Source organism: Sagittula sp. SSi028, assembly GCF_048553715.1.
Lineage (GTDB): Bacteria > Pseudomonadota > Alphaproteobacteria > Rhodobacterales > Rhodobacteraceae > Sagittula.
In genome coordinates this window covers 42,053-58,069 of record NZ_JBLZNC010000009.1, presented here as the reverse complement: position 1 = coordinate 58,069, position 16,017 = coordinate 42,053, and the positions used below count along the sequence as shown (strand labels likewise).

16 protein-coding genes are annotated in these 16,017 nt (G+C 60.9%); 8 read left to right on the top strand and 8 right to left on the bottom strand.

The genetic code is table 11. From position 1 onward, the window contains the following. Window positions 1-4: 4 nt before the first annotated feature. Genes ACN5AZ_RS16060 through ACN5AZ_RS16050 form a run of 3 tightly spaced genes read right to left on the bottom strand, consistent with a single transcriptional unit; the run spans window position 5 to window position 2,158 of the window. Complete coding sequence (locus tag ACN5AZ_RS16060; protein WP_419429920.1) at window positions 5-739, bottom strand: amino acid ABC transporter ATP-binding protein; 735 nt, start codon at window positions 737-739, stop codon at window positions 5-7. Next, window positions 736-1,410 carry an amino acid ABC transporter permease gene (locus ACN5AZ_RS16055; protein ID WP_419429919.1) on the bottom strand — a complete coding sequence of 225 codons (675 nt, stop codon included), beginning with the start codon at window positions 1,408-1,410 and terminating at the stop codon, window positions 736-738. The genes ACN5AZ_RS16060 and ACN5AZ_RS16055 overlap by 4 nt, the downstream gene beginning before the upstream one ends. A gap of 4 nt (window positions 1,411-1,414) precedes the next feature. Continuing rightward, window positions 1,415-2,158 carry an amino acid ABC transporter substrate-binding protein gene (locus tag ACN5AZ_RS16050; RefSeq protein WP_419429918.1) on the bottom strand — a complete coding sequence of 248 codons (744 nt, stop codon included), beginning with the start codon at window positions 2,156-2,158 and terminating at the stop codon, window positions 1,415-1,417. 271 nt (window positions 2,159-2,429) lie between these two features. On the opposite strand from ACN5AZ_RS16050, the gene ACN5AZ_RS16045 reads away from it, so the two are divergent. The 4 genes from ACN5AZ_RS16045 to ACN5AZ_RS16030 are packed head-to-tail and all read left to right on the top strand — an operon-like array spanning window position 2,430 to window position 6,114. After that, window positions 2,430-3,329 carry an ABC transporter substrate-binding protein gene (locus ACN5AZ_RS16045; protein ID WP_419429917.1) on the top strand — a complete coding sequence of 300 codons (900 nt, stop codon included), beginning with the start codon at window positions 2,430-2,432 and terminating at the stop codon, window positions 3,327-3,329. Window positions 3,330-3,333: 4 nt separating this feature from the next. Continuing rightward, window positions 3,334-4,473: an ABC transporter permease gene (locus ACN5AZ_RS16040; protein ID WP_419429916.1), complete on the top strand. Its 1,140-nt coding sequence runs from the start codon at window positions 3,334-3,336 to the stop codon at window positions 4,471-4,473. Window position 4,474: 1 nt separating this feature from the next. Next, window positions 4,475-5,398, top strand: a complete 924-nt coding sequence (locus tag ACN5AZ_RS16035) for an ABC transporter ATP-binding protein (RefSeq protein WP_419429915.1) — start codon at window positions 4,475-4,477, stop codon at window positions 5,396-5,398. Then, window positions 5,395-6,114, top strand: coding sequence for an ABC transporter permease (locus ACN5AZ_RS16030; protein ID WP_419429914.1), 720 nt, complete (start codon window positions 5,395-5,397; stop codon window positions 6,112-6,114). The genes ACN5AZ_RS16035 and ACN5AZ_RS16030 overlap by 4 nt, the downstream gene beginning before the upstream one ends. On the opposite strand, the gene ACN5AZ_RS16025 is transcribed toward ACN5AZ_RS16030, so the two are convergent. From ACN5AZ_RS16025 to ACN5AZ_RS16005, 5 genes are all read right to left on the bottom strand, one after another. Next, window positions 6,111-7,439 carry an MATE family efflux transporter gene (locus ACN5AZ_RS16025; RefSeq protein ID WP_419429913.1) on the bottom strand — a complete coding sequence of 443 codons (1,329 nt, stop codon included), beginning with the start codon at window positions 7,437-7,439 and terminating at the stop codon, window positions 6,111-6,113. The two genes, ACN5AZ_RS16030 and ACN5AZ_RS16025, sit on opposite strands and share 4 nt — an antisense overlap. Beyond that, window positions 7,436-8,719, bottom strand: a complete 1,284-nt coding sequence (locus tag ACN5AZ_RS16020) for a TRAP transporter large permease (RefSeq protein WP_419429912.1) — start codon at window positions 8,717-8,719, stop codon at window positions 7,436-7,438. Before ACN5AZ_RS16020 ends, ACN5AZ_RS16025 begins: the two co-directional genes overlap by 4 nt. After that, window positions 8,719-9,258 carry a TRAP transporter small permease gene (locus ACN5AZ_RS16015; protein WP_419429911.1) on the bottom strand — a complete coding sequence of 180 codons (540 nt, stop codon included), beginning with the start codon at window positions 9,256-9,258 and terminating at the stop codon, window positions 8,719-8,721. Before ACN5AZ_RS16015 ends, ACN5AZ_RS16020 begins: the two co-directional genes overlap by 1 nt. 52 nt (window positions 9,259-9,310) lie before the next feature. Next, window positions 9,311-10,297 carry a TRAP transporter substrate-binding protein gene (locus ACN5AZ_RS16010; RefSeq protein WP_419429910.1) on the bottom strand — a complete coding sequence of 329 codons (987 nt, stop codon included), beginning with the start codon at window positions 10,295-10,297 and terminating at the stop codon, window positions 9,311-9,313. Between the two features lie 156 nt (window positions 10,298-10,453). Then, window positions 10,454-11,149, bottom strand: a complete 696-nt coding sequence (locus ACN5AZ_RS16005; RefSeq protein ID WP_419429909.1) for a GntR family transcriptional regulator — start codon at window positions 11,147-11,149, stop codon at window positions 10,454-10,456. A gap of 221 nt (window positions 11,150-11,370) precedes the next feature. On the opposite strand from ACN5AZ_RS16005, the gene ACN5AZ_RS16000 reads away from it, so the two are divergent. Genes ACN5AZ_RS16000 through ACN5AZ_RS15985 form a run of 4 tightly spaced genes read left to right on the top strand, consistent with a single transcriptional unit; the run spans window position 11,371 to window position 15,948 of the window. Further along, entirely contained in the window at window positions 11,371-12,468 is a 1,098-nt protein-coding gene (locus ACN5AZ_RS16000) for an ABC transporter ATP-binding protein (protein WP_419429908.1), read from the top strand. Next, window positions 12,465-13,460, top strand: a complete 996-nt coding sequence (locus tag ACN5AZ_RS15995) for an ABC transporter permease (protein WP_419429907.1) — start codon at window positions 12,465-12,467, stop codon at window positions 13,458-13,460. Before ACN5AZ_RS16000 ends, ACN5AZ_RS15995 begins: the two co-directional genes overlap by 4 nt. A gap of 5 nt (window positions 13,461-13,465) precedes the next feature. Beyond that, entirely contained in the window at window positions 13,466-14,347 is an 882-nt protein-coding gene (locus ACN5AZ_RS15990; RefSeq protein ID WP_419429906.1) for a carbohydrate ABC transporter permease, read from the top strand. A 35-nt stretch (window positions 14,348-14,382) separates the two neighbouring features. After that, the gene (locus ACN5AZ_RS15985) at window positions 14,383-15,948 is read left to right on the top strand and encodes an extracellular solute-binding protein (RefSeq protein ID WP_419429905.1); all 1,566 of its coding nucleotides are present in this window, start codon (window positions 14,383-14,385) and stop codon (window positions 15,946-15,948) included. The last annotated feature ends 69 nt before the right edge of the window (window positions 15,949-16,017 follow it).

The window sequence follows — 16,017 nt, the reverse complement described above, 5'->3', positions numbered from 1 at the left end:
GAAATCAGCCGGATACGCGGCGCAGGAATTGCTGCAGCCGCGGATCTTTCGGCGCGTCGAACAGCTGATCGGGCGGGGCCTGTTCGACGATGCGCCCACCTTCCATAAAGATCACCCGATCCGCAATCTCGCGGGCAAAGCGCATCTCGTGCGTGACGATCAGCATGGTCTGGCGCTGCTCGGCCACGGACCGCATGAGGTCCAGCACCTCGCCCACCCATTCCGGATCAAGCGCAGAGGTCGGCTCGTCAAACAGCATAAGCTCTGCCCCGATCGCCATGGCGCGACCGATTCCCACCCGTTGCTGCTGTCCACCGGACAGCGCCGCAGGATAGCTGTCAGCCTTATCCGCCAGTCCCGTTTCCGCCAGAATAGCGCGGGCGCGGTCGAATGCTTCCTCGCGGGGGCGTTTTTGCACGGTGATCAACGCCTCTGAGATATTCTCCAACGCGGTGCGATTGGCAAACAGCCCGTAGTTCTGGAACACAAAGGCCGTCGCGCGGCGCAGGCTGAGGATCTGGTCACGGCGCGCGGTTTTGGCATCGACGCTGATGCCGCCCACGGTGATGCGCCCCGCGTCGGGCGTGTCGAGAAAATTCAGGCACCGCAACAGCGTGGATTTGCCGGTGCCGGAGGGGCCGATAATCACCACCCGTTCGCCGTCTTGAATGTCAAGATCGATGCCGTCCAGAACGGTCGTATCCCCGAAACGCTTTGTCAGACCTTCGATGCGGATCATCTTGCGTATGCCTTGTTCAAACGGGTTTCCAACTGCTTTTGTGCTTGGCTCAGACATTCGACCATGACCCAGTAAATGATGGCCACCACAAGGAACGCCTCGAAATACAAAAAGCTGCCGGCGGCCTCTTTCTGAGCTGCGCCCATCATCTCGGTCACGCCAAGAGTGAAGGCCAGCGAGGTGCCTTTGATCATGTCGATAAAGTAGTTCACCAGCGTGGGCGCTGCGACCCGCGCGGCCTGTGGCAGGATCACGCGGCGCATCATCTGGGTCTGCGTCATGCCGATGGACTGCGCAGCTTCCCATTGGCTGCGGTCAACACCCGTGATCGCCGCGCGGATGGTTTCGGCCATGTAGGCCGCGAAATGCAGCGTCAGCCCCATCACCGCGGCGGTCACCCCGTCGATGCGCGTCAGGAACGACAAAACCTGTGGCAGCCCGTAGTAGAACAGAAACAACTGGACCAGCAGCGGCGTGCCGCGGAAAAAGCTGATGAACAGCACCACCAGCCAGTCCAGCCACGCCACACGGAACACCCGTTCGACCGCCATCAGCGACGCGAGGATCAGTGCGAACACCATCCCCGCAGCCGCCATGGCCAGCGTCAGCGGCACGTAGCCAAAGATGACGGGGAACAGCCCCAGCATATAGTCGAGGTCGAGTCCCCGCATCCCGTCACTCCGCCGATGTGATGTCGGTGCCGAACCACTTGTCCGAAATCTCGGCCAGTGTTCCGTCGTCTTTCAGCGTGGTCAGCGCGGCATCGACCTTGTCACGCAGGGCGCGGCCTTCGTCGGTGTCGCGGAACGGCAGGGCGTTGCGGATTTCCGAGAACGGCGCACCGGCCAGCGCAAGCGGCAGCGGGCTTTCAGCGATCAGCTGCGCCGAGGACACGCGGTCCATCACAAAGGCATCCACGCGGCCCAGTGCGGTGTCCTGCGCGATGTTGCTTTCATAGGTTTTGATGTCGATTTCATCGGCATAGGGCAGATCGTTGAGAAGCTGCTCGAAGTTCGAGCCGAGGTTGACGGCCACGGTGCGCCCTTTGAGATCCTCGACCCCGCCAATGCTGTCATTGCCATCACGGACAACAACCTGCGCCCCGTCAAAGACATAGGGCTGCGAAAAGGCAAAGCGCGCCTCGCGTTCCGGCGTGATGGTGATCTGGTTGGCCACCGTGTCGATGCGACCTGCGTCCAATGCGCCGATCAGACCGGAAAACGACATGGTTTCAAATTCGATGTCGAGCCCGGCTTCTTCGCCCACGGCGTTCATCACATCCACCTCAAAGCCCTGCAGCACGTCTTGCTTGACGAAGGTGAACGGGAAATAGCCGCCGGACATGCCGACAGTCAGGGTTTCAGCAGAGGCAGCGGTGCCCAATGTGGCCGCAAGCGCGGCAGCAAGAATACGGTTCATGACAGAGCCTTTCAGTTCGTTGGCCAAAGAGATGGCCCCAAAGGTGCGGCAATCAACCGAAGCGCCGCGAATAAGACCGCGCGTTTATCATCCTTGGCGCTGTTGGAAAGATGTTCTTTGCATGAATGTGCGCGACGAACAAAGCTGTGGTTTGCCCAGGTTTATTGCGAAATTTTCGTATCAAAGCTTGGCGGGCAGGGCGCGCAATCTACTCTTTGGGTCTGACGCGGACCGTTACGGTCCGACCAATCTTTCCGGCGGGAGCCTTTTAATGCTTAACAAATCCTTGATTGCAGCGACGGTGATCTTTGGCGCCCAAGCGGCCAGCGCCGATATTGTCGTGTCGTCCAAGATCGACACAGAGGGCGGCCTGCTTGGCAATATGATCGCGCTCGCGCTTGAAGATGCGGGCCTGCCGGTGGAACGTCGTTTGCAGTTGGGCGGCACACAGGTTGTGCGCGAGGCTATTCTTGCCGGTCAGATCGACATCTATCCCGAATACACCGGAAACGCCGCGTTCTTTCACAATGAGGCGGACAGCGATGTCTGGAAAGATGCGGAGGCCGCCCATGCGCGCGCCGCGGAACTGGATGCCGCACAGGACGTGATCTGGCTGGACAGTGCGCCCGCCAACAACACATGGGCCATCGCGGTCACCGGCCCCGTGGCCGAAGACAACGATCTGTCCACGATGAGCGATTTCGGCGCATGGGTTGCCGGGGGCGGGGACGTCAAACTGGCGGCGTCGACGGAATTTGTCTCCTCTCCCGCCGTTTTGCCTGCAATGCAGGACACCTATGGGTTTGCACTGGATCAAGACCAGACCGTGATCCTGTCCGGCGGCGATACCGCAGCGACCATTCAGGCGGCGGCGCGGGGCACCTCTGGCGTGAATGCGGCGATGGTCTATGGCACAGACGGCGGCGTGGGCGCGACGGGTCTGGTGGTCATGGCTGACGATCAGGGCGTCCAGCCCGTCTACGAGCCCGCGCCCACAGTGCGAAGCGCGGTGCTGGAGGAATATCCGCAAATCGCCGAGGTTCTGAACCCGATTTTTGGCGCGCTGACGCTGGAGACGCTTCAGCAGCTCAACGGGCGCATTCAGGTTGGCGGGGAACCTGCCGAGGCGGTGGCCCGTGACTACCTGACGCAAACTGGCGTTCTGGACTAAGCGCGTGCGGGGGATTTCCCCGCCGGGGCTGTTGTTTGCCCTGACGGGTGCGGCCGCTTTGGCCGCGCCCTTTTTGACGCTTGCGGCCAACCGCATTGTTGCGGGCGATGGGATGCGGCTATGGGACTTGGGCCTGTGGCTGCCGTTTGCAGGGCTGTGTCTGGGGCTGCTTGCGGGGCTTTCGCAGCGGTGGCCTTGGGTGCGGCTGCTGGGGGGCGCTGTGGGTTTGTCCTGTTTGATCTGGGCGCTGTCGCAGGGAGCTGTGTCGGCGCTGGACGGGGCAGGGCAATATGCGCGCGTCTCGCCTGCTGCCGGATTTTGGTGTCTGTTTGCGATCTATGCGCTGCTGATGGCCGATGCGCTGACCCAGTTGCGGCCCGGTGCGGTTTTGCGGCTGGGGCTTTTGACCCTCGCGGTGGGTGTATTGGCAGGCATTTTATGGTCCGGAGCCTTGGCGGATCTGTCGATCTCGCAGGAATACATGTCCCGCCAGCGCCCCTTTGCCACCGCGTTTATCCGCCATGTCCAGCTTGCGTTCGGGTCATTGGCGGTTGCGGCGCTGATCGGCTTTCCCTTGGGGCTTTGGTGTCACCGGAGGGAGGCGCTGCGACGCGCCATGCTGCCGGTTCTGAGCTTTCTGCAAACCATCCCGTCGCTTGCCATGTTCGGAATCATGATCCCGCTTCTGGCGTGGGTGGCGGCAAGCGTGCCCGGCGCGCGTGAGATCGGGATTGCCGGGATCGGGTTTGCGCCTGCCTTTATTGCTTTGATCCTGTATTCGCTTTTGCCGGTCGTGGGCAATACGGTTGCGGGTCTGGATGCCGTGCCCCCCGCCACGGCGCAGGCCGCGCGCGGGATGGGCCTGTCGCCCCTCCAACGCCTGTGGCAGGTCGAGATCCCGCTGGGCCTGCCCGTGCTGCTGACGGGGTTGCGCATCGTGATGGTCCAGAACATCGGCCTTGCCGTGATCGCGGGGCTAATCGGCGGCGGCGGCTTTGGCAGCTTTGTGTTCCAGGGGCTGAACCAGACGGCCACGGACCTGATCCTGTTGGGGGCTTTGCCCACCGTGGCGCTGGCACTGGTCGCGGCCATCGCGATGGATTGCCTCGTAGACCTGTCCCAACCCCAGCAACGGAGCCAATGAGATGATCGAGATCGACAATCTGACCAAAGCGTTTGGTGACACTGTTGCGGTGGACGCGGTGTCTATGCAGGTGGACAGCGGCACCATCACGGTGATCGTCGGCACTTCAGGCTCTGGCAAAAGCACATTGTTGCGTATGATCAACCGGCTGGAGGAACCCTCGGCCGGAGAGGTGCGCATCAACGGCGACGCTACGCGGGATATGGTGCCACATCGGCTGCGGCGGCGGATCGGATACGCCATTCAGGGACATGGGCTGTTTCCGCATCACACGGTGGCGCGCAATATCTCTGCGGTGCCGCGCCTGTTGGGCTGGCCCAAAGCGCAGATTGAAGAACGGGTCGACGATCTGCTAGAGCTGTTTTCCATGCCCCCGGCCGAGTTCCGCCAGCGCTACCCGTCAGAGCTGTCGGGCGGTCAGCAACAGCGGGTGGGCGTGGCCCGCGCGCTGGCCTCGCGTCCGGATGTGTTGCTGATGGACGAGCCTTTTGGCGCACTCGACCCGATTATCCGGCACCGCGCCCAAGAGGATCTGCTCCGTATCCAGCGCCATCTTGGGGCGACGATCATTCTGGTGACCCATGATATGGAAGAGGCGATCCGCCTTGGTGATCGTGTGGCGGTGATGGATGCGGGATGTCTGGTGCAATATGCCCCACCGTCAGAGATCATCCGCAAACCCGCCAGCGATTTCGTGGCCGAGATGATCGGCGATGTGGACCGCCCCTTGCGACTGTTGTCGCTGATGAAAGTGGCCGAACTGGCCGAGGCGGGCGGCGCCGAAGGCAGCCCCATTGCTGCCGACGCCACCCTGCGCGAAGCGCTCAGCGCCTGTTTGTGGACGGGACGGGATGCTTTGCCGGTGGGGCAGGGACAGCGGATCACGTTACGAGCCATCCGCGACCGCGTGGCACAGCCCGCATGATCGGTTGGGGCATTCGCGTTGGTTTGCTTTTGCTGGTGGCTGTCATGGTCATCTGGCCGCAGGTGTTCACTCCCGTGCTCGCGCCCTTTGCGCCGCAAGGCGGGCCAGTGATCTATGCGCGCGCGCCGCTGTGGTCGCTGACGCTTAGCCATCTTGGGTTGGTGGCGCTGGCGTCGGGGGCGGCAACAATCGTGGCCGTGGGGCTCGCCATCTTCGTGACGCGGCCGGTGGGCGCTGCGTTTTTGCCGCTGTCACGGACCATCACGAACATCGGGCAGACCTTTCCGCCAGTGGCGGTGCTGGCTTTGGCGGTGCCAGCCTTGGGGTTTGGGGCGGGACCAACTTTGGTCGCGCTGTTCCTGTACGGTCTGCTGCCGATTTTCGACAATGCGGTCACGGGGCTGCGCGGCCTGCCGCCCGTTACCATCGAAGCGGCCCGTGGCATCGGATTGTCCCCCCGCCAAAGGCTGCTGGGGGTCGAGCTGCCACTGGCCCTGCCGGTCATCCTGACCGGCATCCGCCTGTCTGTGGTGATTGCCATCGGCACGGCGACCATCGGGTCAACCGTTGCCGCGCGCACCTTGGGCGAGGTCATCATCGCGGGCCTGTTGACCAACAACACGGCCTACGTTTTGCAAGGCGGGATCATCACGGGGCTGATCGCGGTTCTGGTCTACGACGCTTTGGTGCAGTTGGAACGTCACCTGTCGCGTTAAGGCGGCAAGGCATCGCGCCAACGCCCCCGCAGCAGTCCGCGATGAAAGGGCCAGAGCTTGATGATCTCTTCGGCAAGCATCAGCCCCACCACCCAGACCACCGGCGCGTCCAGCCACAGCACAAGCGCCGCGCTGGCGGGCACCTTGAACAGCCATTGCGACCACAGGAAAATGTGCATCACATAGACCGTGCGCCCTGCCGCGCGTAGCGTGTTGCCGCAAATCGCGTTGGAATTCTTGGGCCAAGGCAACAGCAGCAGAACGGGCAAGAAGGTCAACAGCGCGGTTCGTGTCTGCGGCTCCAACGCTGGGTAAAGCGTATCGGCAGACAGGATCACAACGGCGTACAGCGCGGCAACCACCGCCGACATGGCAAATGCCCCTTTCCACGCGGTGCGCAACAGGGTGGTCAGCGCGGCGCGACCGCCGCCTTGGCCCAGATGCTGCGCGGCATCCAGCCCAACGGCCTGCGCCCAGGCCATGCCAAAGGTCCCAGCCACCTGCACCCATGGCATGATCAGCGTCAGCGCCGCGAATTGCCAGACGTCGTAAGCGGCGTAGATCAGCATACATACGCTTTGCGAGGCTTGCGCGCTAAAGAAGGTCGCCGCCACCGGCAGTGAAAAGGCCAGATGCGCACGGATCACGGCGCGCAACGGGCCGGTCGGGGCGGCTTTCCACGCACCTTCCAGCCGCGACAGACGCCAAACGAGATAGGCCGCGCGCACAACCGCTCCGATCACGCTGCCAAGTGCGGCACCGGCGACCCCCATCTGCGGCAGGCCCCACAGCCCGTGGATCAGCACATAAGAGCAGCCGATGTTCAGCGGCACTGAGACAAGGTAGCTGTAGAATGGCGCACGCGTATTGCCGAGCCCGTTGAAAAAGGCCGACAGGCTTTGACCGACCGCCTCGCCCATCACCACGCCGACAAAGACGATCAGGTACAGGCGTGCATCCGCCTGCACGGCCGCGCTTTGCCCCGACACAGCCAGCAAGGGATCGGCCACCACCAAAAGCGCCGCAAGGCCAAAGGCGCAGACGCCAAGGCTGATGGCAAGCCCGCCCCGGTAGCTGTCACGCAGACGTTCCGGCACGCCAGAGCCAAAGGCCTGAGCGACCAATATTTGTGAAGCGTTGGCAAAGGCATTCTGTGCCCCCAGCAGCAGACCGCCAATCGCGCTGGCCAGCCCCATGGCAGCCAGCGCGTTTTCTCCCAATGGGGCCACCAGCCATGCGTCGATCACGACGATGCCGTGCAGCATCAGCATGCGCATGGCCATGGGCCATGCCAGACCCATAAGCCCCCGCGTGTCGCGGGTCATTCCAACAGCACTGACGGCAACCACAAGGACACGGCAGGCACGTAGGTGACCAGCATGAGCGCGGCAAAGATCGCCAGATAGAAGGGCCAGATCGACTTTAGTGCTTGCTCCATCCGGATGCGCCCGACGGCACAGCCCACAAACAGGCAGGTGCCCACAGGCGGGGTGCACAGACCGATGCCAAGGTTGATCAGCAGCATGATGCCGAACTGGGTCGGCTCCATCCCCAGACCTTTGGCGATGGGCAAAAAGATCGGCGTACAGATCAGGATCAGCGCGGCCATATCCATGATCATCCCGAGGATCAGCAAGATCACGTTGATCATCAGCAGGATCACAATGGGGTTGTCCGAAATCGTCACCAGAAGATCCGACAGCTGCGCGGGCACTTGGTACAAGGCCAGCAGGTAGGCAAAGGAGCTGGCGAAGGCGATCAGGATCATGACCATTGCCGTGGTGCGCACGGCGCCGGTGACCGCGCGGACAAAGGCGCGGAAGGACAGGCTGCGATAGTAGAACACCGTCAGCACCAAGGCATAGATCGCACCAAAGGCACCGGATTCCGTCACGGTAAAGATGCCTGACAGCGTGCCGCCGACGATGATGACGGCAGTCATAAAGCCGGGGATGGCGTCCATCGCCGCCTCGCCCACGACCTTCCAGCCGGGGAAGGGTTCAGACGGGTAGTTGTGTTTCACCGACAGGATGTAGGCCGCAATCGCGAGGCTGACGCACATCAGGATGCCCGGCACCACACCGGCCAGAAACAGACCGGAGACCGAGATCCCGCCGCCCGCCGCCACCGCAAAGATGATCATGTTGTGGCTGGGCGGAATGACAATCCCCGCGATAGAGCTGGTGACCGTCACGTTGACTGCGAAATCAGGACGGTAGCCCCGTTCCTTCATCACCGGCACCAACAAAGAGCCAAGCGCCGAGATGTCCGCCACGGCAGAGCCGGAGATGCCGCCAAACAGCATGGACGAGAAGATGTTGACCATGGCCAAGCCACCTTTGAGGTGGCCCACCAGCGCGGACGCCAGACGTACAAGGCGTTTTGCGATACCGCCATGCAGCATGATCTCGCCCGCGAAGATAAAGAACGGGATCGCCAGAAGCGAGAAGACAGACACGCCAGAGGTGGCGCGCTGGAATGTAATCAGGGGCGGGAAGCCTTCAAACGCAAAGGCTGACGCGGCAGCGATCCCCATGGCAAAGGCCACAGGCATGCCGATGACGACTCCGGCAGCGAAGACGCCCAACAAAATAGCCAGACCCATTACAGCACCTCTTCGTCAAACGGGCGGTCTTCGGGGGACCAGCGTTGAAAGCGCAGTATGCGCAGCAGGCCCCGCAGGCCCGCAAACAAAATGACCAGACCGCCCAGCGATGTGATGGCGGCGGTGCGCACGGCCTCGGGCAGGCCGAGCATCGGCAGAACGGTATCCATGCCAAAGCTCATCAGCTCCAGCCCGGCAAGCAGCATGACCGTGCCAAAACCGGCAAGGATGAAATCGATAAGGATCATCACGACTTTCTGCACCGGGATCGGCAGCAGGTCGCGGAACAGGGTCACCCCGATGTGGGTGTCTTCGCGCACGCCTGCGGCAGCACCGAGGAACGCGATATAGCAAATCAGAAGCAGGGCCAGTTGTTCGACCCACGTGGGCGTGACGTTCAGCACATAGCGGCCAAACACCAGCCAGCCAAAGGTCACAATCAGCACGACCAGCGCCACAGAGGCCACCGCCATGCACAACGTCCGGACAAGGTTCAGACCTTGTTCGACCCGTTGGAAAAGGATCGGTTCATTCGTCATGGAAGGTCTTTCAAGAAAACGGGGGCCGATGTGCCGGCCCCCGAAGCGTTGCTTATTCAGCGTTGCGGATCAAGGTGACGAGCTCCGTCAGATCGGGGTTGTTCTCAAGGAACTTGTCGTAAACCGGGGTCATGGCCTCCTGGAAGGGGGTCTTGTCCTCGATGGTGTTGACAGTGCCGCCACCGGCCTTGATGGTCTCAAGGCTTGCGTTTTCACGTTCGGCCCACATCTCGCGCTGGTATTCGGCGCTGGCGCGGCCTGCGGCCATCACGATTTCCTGCTGCTCAGGCGTGAACTTTTCCCAGGTCTTCAACGACATGCACAGACATTCGGGAATGATCAGGTGTTCGGACAGCGAATAGAACTTGGCCACTTCGTAGTGGTTGGTGGACTCGTAGCTGGGCGGGTTGTTTTCCGCGCCGTCCACAACACCGGTCTTGAGCGACTGGTACACTTCGGCAAAGGCCATCGGCGTTGCGTTGCCGTCCATCGCGGCGATCATGTCGACGAACAGGTCGTTGGACATGACGCGGACCTTCATGCCCTCGACATCGGCGGGGGTGTTGATCGGGCGTTCCGAGTTGTAGAAGCTGCGCGCGCCGGCGGAATACCAGCCAAGCGCCTTGATGCCCTTGGCTTCCATGCCTGCGCCGATGGCCTCACCCACTTCGCCGTCCATCAGGCGGTACATGTCCGGCACCGAAGAGAAGATGAAGGGCAGGGATACCACATTGGTTTCGGGGACAACCGGACCCATCGGCCCGAGGCTGAATTCACCAAAGTCGAGCGCGCCAAGACGGAGCTGTTCGATCGCATCGGGCTGCGAGCCCAGAACGCCGTTGTGGAACACTTTGCCGGTGATTTCGCCGCCGGTCTTTTCGCTCACTTCTTCAAGAAAGCTCTCCATCGCGATGGAGACGGGGTAATCCTCGACGTGGATGTTCCAGCCGCGCAGGTTTTGTGCCTGGGCACCTGTGGCGACTGCGGCCAAGATTGCAACCGCTGCGGTTGTACGCGTAAATCTGTTCATAAATGTCATGCTGTTCCTCCCTGAAATCGCATGAATGGTTTCCCACACCTCCTCCGTGCGGAATACGACTCGCAGCATGTTGGTATTTTATCTTGGATACAAGAACTTTTTATCGTGTTTTTTGAAAAACGGCACAGGGAGTGCCTTGGGCAAGCTTAACACAGGTTAAGCATCGTCGTCCTCAAAATATGCCGCGTTGTTCAGGCGGATTGTGGCGATTGTCTCGTCCAGCCGGGTCAGGTGCAACATGCCCGCAGCCGCCGCTGCTTCGGGGTCATTTGCCTTGATCGCGCGGGCGATTGCCTCGTGGTCGTCGATCAGAACCAGCATGCGACGCTCCTTTGACAGGCTGAGAATACACAGCCGGTCGACCTTGGCCTTTTCCGCCTGAATAACGTCAAAGGCATAGGGCACCTGCGCGATATTGCAGATCGTCTGGTGGAATTCGTAATCGAGCTTGGTGAATCCGACATAGTCGTTTTCGGCCTGCGCCTTTTGTTGCATGGCAATGCAGGCATCGAGCTGAAAACCGTCTGCGGCCACACAATGCTTGGCCGCTTCGCGCAGAACTGCTGCCTCGACCGCTGCGCGGACAAAGCGGCTTTTCTCGATACCACGGGCGGAAAACTTGCGAACCTCGGTGGCGCGCTTGGGCCGAACAAGGATCAGATCCATGGTTTCAAGACGACGGAATGCGTCACGGACCGGCTGGCGGGACACACCGAATTTCTCGGCGATGTCCGGCTCGGAAATGCGGGTTCCCGGCATCAGCCGCAGCGATGTGATCTCTTTGTAGAGGTAGTCGACAATCTCGTCGACGGTGCTGCGCTTGGCTGCGGGAAGAGTAGCGATCTTGTTCATGCGCGCTCCTTTGCGTGCCGATGTCTATAGCCCACCAGATAGCCCGCGCGCCAGTGAAAGCGGGGGTTTGATACCAATACGGTCCTACAGTGCAGAAACTTAACGAAACGTTACTAGTATTCCAACTTGGATACAAGAATTGACAGTTCACCCGAATCACGTCACTTTCCCCCGAAAGGCCCACGCCCGCGGTCAAGGGCGTGTGAAGGGGAGGAATGACTATGACCGGAGTTCGGCTTGACGGGATCGTTAAGAAATATGGAGGGCTGCAAGTCGTCCACGGGATCGAGCTGGACGTCCAGCCCGGCGAGTTTGTTGTACTGGTAGGCCCGTCAGGCTGCGGCAAGTCCACAACGCTGCGCATGATTGCAGGTCTCGAAGAGATCTCCGGCGGGACGCTGACCATCGATGATCGCGTTATGAACCGCGTCGCGCCCAAGGATCGCGACGTGGCAATGGTGTTCCAGAACTACGCTTTGTACCCGCACCTGAACGTGGCGGACAACATCGCCTTCGGCTTGCGCATCCGTAAGGAAAGCAAAGAGAAGATCGCCTCTTCCGTTGATGAAGTGGCCGGTATTCTGGGGCTGACCAAATATCTGGAACGTCGCCCGGCCGATCTGTCCGGCGGTCAGCGCCAGCGTGTCGCCATGGGCCGTGCCATTGTGCGCCGCCCCAAGGTGTTCCTGTTCGACGAACCGCTGTCGAACCTTGACGCCAAGCTGCGCACGCAGATGCGCGCCGAGATCAAGCGCTTGCACAACCGTCTGGGGGCGACCTCGATCTACGTGACCCACGACCAGGTCGAGGCGATGACGCTGGCCGACCGGATCGTGGTGATGAGCGACGGCCATATTGAACAGATCGGCTCCCCGATGGAGCTGTTCCTGAACCCGGCCAATACATTTGTCGCAAGCTTCCTTGGCTCGCCGCCGATGAACATGGTGCAGGCGACTGTTACCATGAAGGGCGGCGCGCCGCGTGCGGAATTCCACGGTCAAAGCCTGCCGCTGGCACCCTTGCCGGATCTGGCCGAGGGCAAGGCCGTGACATTGGGCATCCGGCCCGAATTCGTCACGCTGGGACAGGGCGGCGTGAGCGTCGACGTCGATCTGGTGGAAACACTTGGCTCCGAGGCGCTGATCCACGCAAGCCTTGGCGGCGATCCCTTTGTCATCCGTCATTCCACCATCGGTGGTGCGCCTGCCCTGGGCGACACCGCCCAGTTCACCATTGCACCGGACCTGCTGCGCGTCTTTGACGGCGACACAGGTCAGGCGCTTGCCGGTCAACACACGCCTGTCGAGGCCGCCGCATGACCGACACAACAGACATCGAAGGCACGACCACCGAAGAGCTGGTGATCGAGGCCCGCGAGGCGCAGCGCTACCGCCAACCCTCGCGCATTGCCAAGGTGGGCGACCACCTGAAACGCGAATGGCAGCTGTATCTGATGCTGTTGCCGACAATCATCTGGCTGGTGCTGTTCTTGTACAAGCCGATGTACGGCCTGCAGATCGCGTTCAAGGATTACTCCATCTTCCGTGGTATCTCGGGCAGCCCTTGGGTCGGGCTGGAGCATTTCGAGACCTTGTTCGGAAACGAGCAATTCCTGCGCGCCCTGCGCAACACCCTGATCATGAGCGCCTACGCCTTGCTGTTCGGCTTTCCCATGCCGATCTTGCTGGCGCTGATGTTCAACGAGGTGCTCAACCAGACCTTCAAGAAGACTGCGCAAACCATTGTGTATCTGCCGCACTTCATCTCTTCGGTGATTATTGCGGGGATCGTGATCACGGCCTTCAGCCCGTCAGCGGGGATCATCAACACCGCCCTTGGGTGGTTCGGGATCGAGCCGGTGTACTTCCTGACCAAACCGGAATGGTTCAGGCCGATCTTTATCGGGACGGGCATCTGGCAGGAGGCGGGCTTCCAGTCGATCGTCTACCTTGCGGCCATCGCGGGCATCTCGCCCACGCTGTATGAATCCGCCGTGGTCGACGGGGCAAGCCGCTGGCAGATGATGTGGAAGATCACCCTGCCCAGCATCCTGCCGACGATCATCATCATGTTGATCATCCGTATCGGCAACATTCTCGAAATCAGCTTCGAGATGGTGATCCTGCTGTACCAGCCTGCCACCTACGAGACCGCCGATGTGGTGAACTCCTTCATCTACCGGCAGGGTCTGCAGTCGGGTCAGTATGACTTTGCCGCTGCCGCCGGTCTGTTCAACGCCGTGACTGCCTTTGTCCTGGTGATGAGCGCCAACGCGATTTCCAAGCGCTTCTCGCGCACGAGCCTGTGGTGAGCCAGATGCAGAACATGAATCTCTACTCTCGGGGTGACAAACTTTTCGTCATCGTGAACATGATCCTGATCGGTCTGTTTACCCTGTCGACGCTGTACCCGTTCATCTACATGGCGTCGCTGTCGCTCTCGACCGGGTTCGAGGCACGGGCAGGGAATGTGGTGCTCACTCCGGTGGGCTTCACACTGGAGGCGTACAAGTATGTGCTGGCGGAGCCGCTGTTCTGGACCAGCTACAAAAACACCTTCATCTATACGATCTTCGGCACCATCGCGAGCCTCGCGTTCATCATTCCCGGCGCCTACGCCCTGTCGCGTCCGCAACTGTACGGGCGTCGGTTCTGGAACCTCGTTGTGGCCTTTACCATGTGGTTCAACGCAGGTCTGATCCCGTTCTTTCTGAACATGCGCGATCTGGGTTTGTTGGACAGCTACTTTGGCATCATCATCGGATTTGCGGTCAACGGCTTTAACATCATCTTGCTGCGCAACTTCTTTGAAAGCGTGCCGCAAAGCTTTGAGGAAGCCGCGCGCATGGATGGGGCCAATGAATTCCAGGTCCTGTGGAAGGTCTACGTGCCGCTGTCGAAACCGGCCATTGCGACCGTTGCCCTGTTCTGCATCGTCTCGCGCTGGAACGGCTTTTTCTGGGCCATGGTTCTGCTGCAGGACGAAGAAAAGATCCCGCTTCAGGTCTATCTGCGCAAGGTCATTGCCGATCTCAGCGATGACGAGGAATTTGCCAGCACGCTTCTGACGTCTGTCTATTCCTTCGAGACCATCAGCGCGGCGATCATCGTCTGCTCGATCATACCCATCCTGCTCATCTACCCATTCCTGCAAAAGTACTTCACCAAGGGCATTCTCTTGGGCGGGGTAAAGGAATGAGTGTGACGGAAAGACTTCGCAAAAGGGAGGAAACCATGCGAGTTGTGAAGACGGCCCTAGCCATCCTAGGCACCACGGCCCTGACAAGCCCGGCCTTTGCCGAAAGCCATCTGCCCATCGTGGATGAGCCGCTGGAACTGACGATCCACATGCACTGGCCGCGTGCGCAGGGCTACGGCCCCGGCGGTGACACGTCCAAGATTTACCCGGTGGAGGAAGTCGCGCGTGAGCGGACCGGTGTGCATCTTGTGGACCAGACATCCGGCCGTAACACCAAGGACAACAACGAGGCGATGAACCTGCTGCTGGCAGCGGGCAAAATGCCCGATATCGTTGGTGGCAACAACATCAAGCAGCCGGTGAACCAGTACGGTCCCGAAGGTGCGTTTGTTCCGCTCAACGATCTGGTCGAAGAGCACGCGCCCAACATCAAGGCATGGTTCGACGAACACCCCGACATCTGGAACGCAATCGCGGCCTATGACGGCAATGTCTACTACATCCCCTACCTGCCCGACGGTAAATATGCCCGCGCATGGTTTGTCCGTCAGGACTGGTTGGACAAGCTGGGCCTCGAAGCGCCCAACAACGTCGACGAGCTGTATGACGTGCTGGTGGCGTTCCGCGATCAGGACCCCAACGGCAACGGCATGAAAGACGAAGTGCCCTTCTTTGCCCGCGACTGGGAAGAAGTGCTGCGCCTGCTGAACCTGTGGGATGCGCGGTCGACCGGTGCGGACGTTTATCACCAGTTCTACGTCAAGGACGGCAAGGTGGTGCACCCTTACGCGCAAGAAGGCTACCGTGACGGTCTGGCCAACATCGCGCAGTGGTATGACGAAGGTCTGATCGATTCCGAAGTGTTCACACGTGGATCCTCGGCGCGCGACTACCTGCTGGGCGAAGATCTCGGCGGTATGACGCACGATTGGTTCGCTTCCACATCCGGCTACAACGTGGCCCTGTCGGAAAAGATCGACGGCTTCAACTTCATCCCGTTCCTGCCGCCGGCATCGGCGAGCGGCGCGCGCATCGAAGAAAACCGTCGCATCCCGATGAAGCCCGACGGCTGGGCGATCACCTATGCCAACGAGCATCCCGAAGAGACGATCAAGTACTTTGATTACTTCTTCTCGGAAGAGGGCGCATTGCTGGCCAACTTCGGTGTCGAGGGCAAGACCTGGACCATGGTTGACGGCGAGCCGACCTTTACCTCGGATGTTCTGGACTCCGGTCAGCCGGTGAACAGCCAGATGTACCTCGAAGGCGCGCAGATCTACCGCGGCTACCCGCAGGACTACCGCTATGAATGGCAGTGGACCCGTGACAGCGCCCGCGAAGGTATCGAGCTGTATGACACCGAAGACCTGCTGGTCGAGCAATTCCTCGGCGTGTCCTTCAACAAGGACGAGCAGGAGATCTACGACAAGTACTGGCCGACCATCCAGACCTACATGCTGGAACGTCAGCAGGCGTGGATCCTTGGGTCCGGCGACGTCAAGGAAGACTGGGACGGCTACATGGCCGCGCTCGACAAGATGGGCATGAACGATGTCCTCGAAGTCATGAACTCGGCCTACGAACGCCAGTATAACAACTGATCCTCCGACCCTGAGGTTGCTTCGTCCACACGACGGGGCGCCAAGGGGGCGGCGGGGCGGCGGATCTTA